Annotated in this window: 1 protein-coding gene and 2 pseudogenes; all 3 read right to left on the minus strand. The window is 76.5% G+C overall.

Annotated elements, in window-relative coordinates:
* Positions 1 to 1,189, minus strand: a pseudogene (locus tag EAO77_RS36565) (hypothetical protein); the annotation flags it as partial.
* A complete protein-coding gene (locus EAO77_RS36570) occupies positions 1,182 to 3,326 on the minus strand; it encodes a hypothetical protein (protein ID WP_261994317.1) in 2,145 nt (714 codons plus the stop codon). The gene EAO77_RS36570 and the pseudogene EAO77_RS36565, both read right to left, overlap by 8 nt.
* Before the next feature lie 184 nt (positions 3,327 to 3,510).
* A pseudogene (locus tag EAO77_RS39220) lies at positions 3,511 to 4,537 on the minus strand (hypothetical protein); the annotation flags it as partial.

Genomic DNA, 4,537 nt, shown 5'->3' on the forward strand with positions numbered 1-4,537 from the left:
CCGGCTGGTCGCGCGTCTGCTGTCGCACGGTCCCGAGGGCCCGCCCCGGCCGGAGCTGGCCGACCTGCTCCCGGACGGAGCCGCCCTGCCGTGGGAGCGGCGCCGCGAGCGCCTCGAACACGCCCTCGCCGCCGGTCACCGGCCCGTCCCCGCGGCGGTCCTGTGTCCGGGGGCCGTCGGGGTGGGGGGCGGCGCCGGGCGGGTGCGGCGACGGGGCGTTCCGTGCAGGGCCGGGCCGGTGACCGGCGGCGAGGGCGTGTTCGAGGCGCTCGCGGCGCCGCTCCCACGGCAGGGCGGCTCCGTCCGGGAGCAGGTCGGCCAGCTCCGGCCGGGGCGGGCCCTCGGGACCGTGCGACAGCAGACGCGCGACCAGCCGGGTGGCGAGTTCGTGGGCCGGCGCGTCGGACGCAGGCCCCGCCGCGACGCGGGCCAGGGAGCCGGCCGCGCCCTCGCCCGACTCCCAGCGCGGCACGCAGGTGAGCCGGAGCGGATGGCTGTCGACCGTGTCGTACGTGGCGAACGTCCACCGGCCGGGCAGCCAGTCGTGGAAGAGCAGGAACAGCCCGTAGTACACGAGCGGGGCGTCGGCCCGGCCCGGCCAGCCGGGCGCGGGCGTGCCGTCCGCGAGCAGCGACACCCGCTTGCGGGGGTCGCGCAGCCACTCGGCGGTGACCAGCACGAGTGCCTGTTCGACCTCCGGCAGCCGCTGCCCCATCTCCGTGAGGTGGCGCAGGGCGACCTTCTGGAGGCTGCCGGCGGGCACGGTGTCCTTCCGTCCCGACGCCTGCTCGGCCTTGGACCGCTCCCCCCAGCCCCCGTACGCGAGACTCAGGCAGGTGCGGGGGTCGAGGATCCGCCCCGAGCCGGTGAGCACATGACTCACGGTGCTCGGCCGGCCGCTCGGGTCGGTCGTCGGCCAGCGCTGCACCAGCATGACCTGGTTGTCCTGCGAGACCGTGCGCACGACGCTCGGCCGCGGATCGTCCGATCCGGTCACCCACAGCAACGGGCCGAGTTCGAGACCGAGTTCATCGGCCCGCCGGGGAGGACAGGAGTGGGCGACCGCCGTCATCCCGGTGGCCTGCCGGCCCTGGTTGCCGCCCCAGCGGAAGACCACCTGGTCCACCGATCCGGCGCGGTCGCCCGCCGTCTGCTCGTCGGGATCGCGTTCCCGCCGCACGTCACTCACTTCGCCGTCCCTCCCCGGTGTCCCCGGATCCCCCGGTGCCCCCGGACCGCTCCGTACCTCCGGCCGCCCTCGGCGGCACCGCCTCCAGCGCGGGGGCCGTCCCCACGGCGAACGCCTCGGCGCCGCCCGGCACATCGATCAGCCCGTGCATCGCGAACAGCGAGAGCAGGGGCTCCAGCACCCGGCGGGGCCGGGTGCCCGCCGGGTAGCGTCCGTGGTCCTCCTGGCCGCCCGTCGCCGAGGCGACGTGCAGGGTGCAGCGGCGGATGGCGTCGAAGGGACGCAGCCACGCCTGGCCGGCGTGGTGGCGCAGCAGCCCGTAGACGTCCCGGCTCTCCTCGCGCATCCGCTCCGGATCGAGCCGGCCCGCGGGCGCCTCGTCCAGCCACCGGTCGACGGGCGGCTGGAACCGCAGCAGGTCCGCCTTCCCGAGCACCACCGCGGCGGCCACGTCCAGGTACGCGCCGTTCTTCGGGAGCCGGTCGAGCACGGTGCCGAAGGCGACGTCGCCGTCCCGGTTCACCTCCAGTCCCCAGCGTTCCCGCGCGTGGTCCAGATGAGGGAGCGGCAGGGCGAGCGCCGGGTCGACGACGAAGACCATGGCGTCGACCCCGAGCAGGAACCGGAGCGCCGCGTCGGTCCGCACGAGGTCCTCGCCGCCGAGGTCGAAGAAGGCGACGGGACGCACCTGGCCGCGGACGTCGGTGATGAGCAGCGACTCCACGAAGCGGGCGAAGCCGTCCAGGCCGACCGTCCCGGTGTGGTCGAGCACCTTGCCGTTGCGCAGCGGCTGGACCCGTTCCCGGACGAAGCGCGCGTGCTGCTCGGGGTTGACGGACTGCCACTTCAGGCCGAACGGTTCGAGTCCGCCGTCCGTGATCTCGGCGATCATCTGCGTCAGCAGATGGCTCTTGCCGGTCGAGGACTGCCCCACCATGGCGACGGTGAGCGGCCGGCCGCTCGTCAGGTACGGCACCGGGATGTGGTGTTCGGGGAAGTCCGGGTCCGCGGTGCACCGCTGCACGGCCCCCCGCATGATGTCCGTCAGCCGCGGCGAGCCCGGCTTGTACCGCGACGGGTCGAGGGGCTGGTACTGCATCCGGTTGTCGGTGACGTACAGCGAGGTCAGGTCGAGCTGGATGTTCTCCAGGCAGTACGGGCAGAGCACTTCGCCCTGCCCCAGGCCCGCCGTGTACGAGGGTTCGGTGGGCGGCGCCTGCCGCTTGAGGTGGAGTGCGTGCTCGAACGCCTCCCCGTGGCGGCCCGTCTCGTCGGCCGGCACGGTGAGTTCGATGCGCCGGGCCGTGCCGGGGGCGAGCAGATCGAGCAGGCGGGCTGCCGTCGGCCGGTCCGCGGCGAGCGGCGCGAAGGCGCCCCGGAGGGTCTCGGCGAGCACCCGGTGCTGCGCCAGGTCGGCCGGCGGGCCGTCGGTGGGGCCGGGGCGGCCGGTCACCAGCTGGTACAGCACCTGGGCGGCGCTCCACACCGCGTCCCGCGGGTCGACGGTCCCGCCCGCCCGGCGCTGCTCGGGCGAGCAGTACGGCGGCCGGCCCCAGGGGGTGCGCGGCCTGCCGGTACGGGCCATCGCCTCCAGACCCCACAGCTGGAGGGACGTGCCGTCCCACAGGACGGTCGCCGGCGAGATGCCGCGGGGCACCATGCCCTGGCCGTCCAGCAGGCAGAGCGCCAGCATCAGGTCGCGGGCGAGGACCCGCTGGTCGGTCGCGGACATCACATGGGTGCGCGACGCGGGCAGGCCCCGCGGTGCCGCGTACAGCAGGTAGGGCTCGGCCGTGTCCAGCTCGTGGCCGACGACGGCCGGGAAGAGCCGCGCGTGGTCCGTGCCGTCGAGCGCCCGGTGCAGATGGAGCGCGGTGCCCGCCTCCGCGTCCAGCAGCGCGCGGGCCGCGGGATGGGTGGCCTCGGCGGTGGTCAGACGCACCTGGACGCAGCGCTGCTCCTCGTCGTGGAGCAGACCGTTGCGGACCCGCTGCGGGAGCAGCGGGTCGCGCCGGGACTCGGGGCCGAAGGTCACCGCCGTGGTGCGGCGCCGGCCCGAGGGGTCGGTGAAGGCGAGGGTGGTCCGCTGCGCGCTGTACGGCTGCTCCACCAGGTTCGAGTGCGAGGTGCTGGTCACCAGCCGTCGCCGTCCTCTCGTTCGTACCGCGGCTCGGGGCCGGACGCGGGCGGGCGCCCGCCCGGGGGCACGGGGCCCCGGGCGGGCGTGTTGCGGTGCGGGGACGCGGGTCCCCGCGCGGCCGCGGTGTCCCCCGCGGCCACGGGCGGGCGGACCGGCGCGGTGCGCCGGCGCCCGGTGCGTGTCACCACCCGTCGCCGTCCCTTCCGGCGTACGGGTCCGGCTCCCGGGTCTCCGGGTCGGCGCCGTGACGGGGGCGGACGGTGTCCACCACGCCCATCCGGAGCGGGGTCAGCCTGATCAGGCCCGCGTAGCGGCCGGTGGTCGTCCACAGGGGTTCCTCGTGCTGGTGGGTGCCGTTCGCCCGCCAGGCCGTCTCCACGTCGGTGCGCACGGCCTCGGGTGCGAACCGCAGCCACACGGCGGCGGCCGGGTCCCGGCTGAGCAGGGCGCCCTGTTCGGGGGAGGACAGCTGGACGACGGTGTGGCGTTCGGTGTCCGCGCCGACCAGGGCGGCGACCCGGTGCGGATCGGTGCCCAGCAGGTTCGCGGAGGTGGCGCGGACCCGGTGGGCGGCGGCGAACCGGGGCGCGGCCAGCACCCCGTTGCGCTGGAGATGGATCCGGGCGTCGGACAGCAGATCGCGCACCCGTTCCTCGGTGTGACGGGCGGCGAAGGCGCCGGCCTGGCCGCGTTCCACCGCTCCCCAGTAGGAGTCCATGGCGTCCATGGCGGCGTCCGTCAGGTCGCCCGCCAGGGTGGCGACCAGCTCGGGGCCGCCCTCGCCGGTCTCCCGGTGCAGCCAGCGCGGCACCCGGGCGGGGCGGCTGTCCCAGGACTCGGCGGACTCCGCCTGACGGGGGACGGCCGCCTCCGGGGCGGCGGGACGCTCCTCCCAGGCGTAGGCGCGCGCCCACTCGTTGTCGGCGTCCTCCGCGTCGCCGTAGGCGTCGGCCTCCAGGGTGGAGGCGCTGGTCAGCCAGTCGTCGTCGGCGGGCTCGGCGGCGGCCGCCGCGGCCGGGCTGCTGGGGGCGCTCTGGCAGGGCCCGCTCGCCGCCCTGGCCGCGCTGGTTCCCCTGGCCTTCGTCGTCACCGCGCTGTGCGGGGCGGCCCGGCTGCGGGACGCCTCCCGGCCCACGGGCACGGGCCGCCCGCCCCTCGGGCCGCAGATCGCCGCGGTCTGCGGGGCGGTGGCCGGCGTCGCGCTCGCG

The organism is Streptomyces sp. T39, assembly GCF_008042045.1.
In the GTDB taxonomy this organism is placed as follows: Bacteria; Actinomycetota; Actinomycetes; order Streptomycetales; family Streptomycetaceae; genus Streptomyces.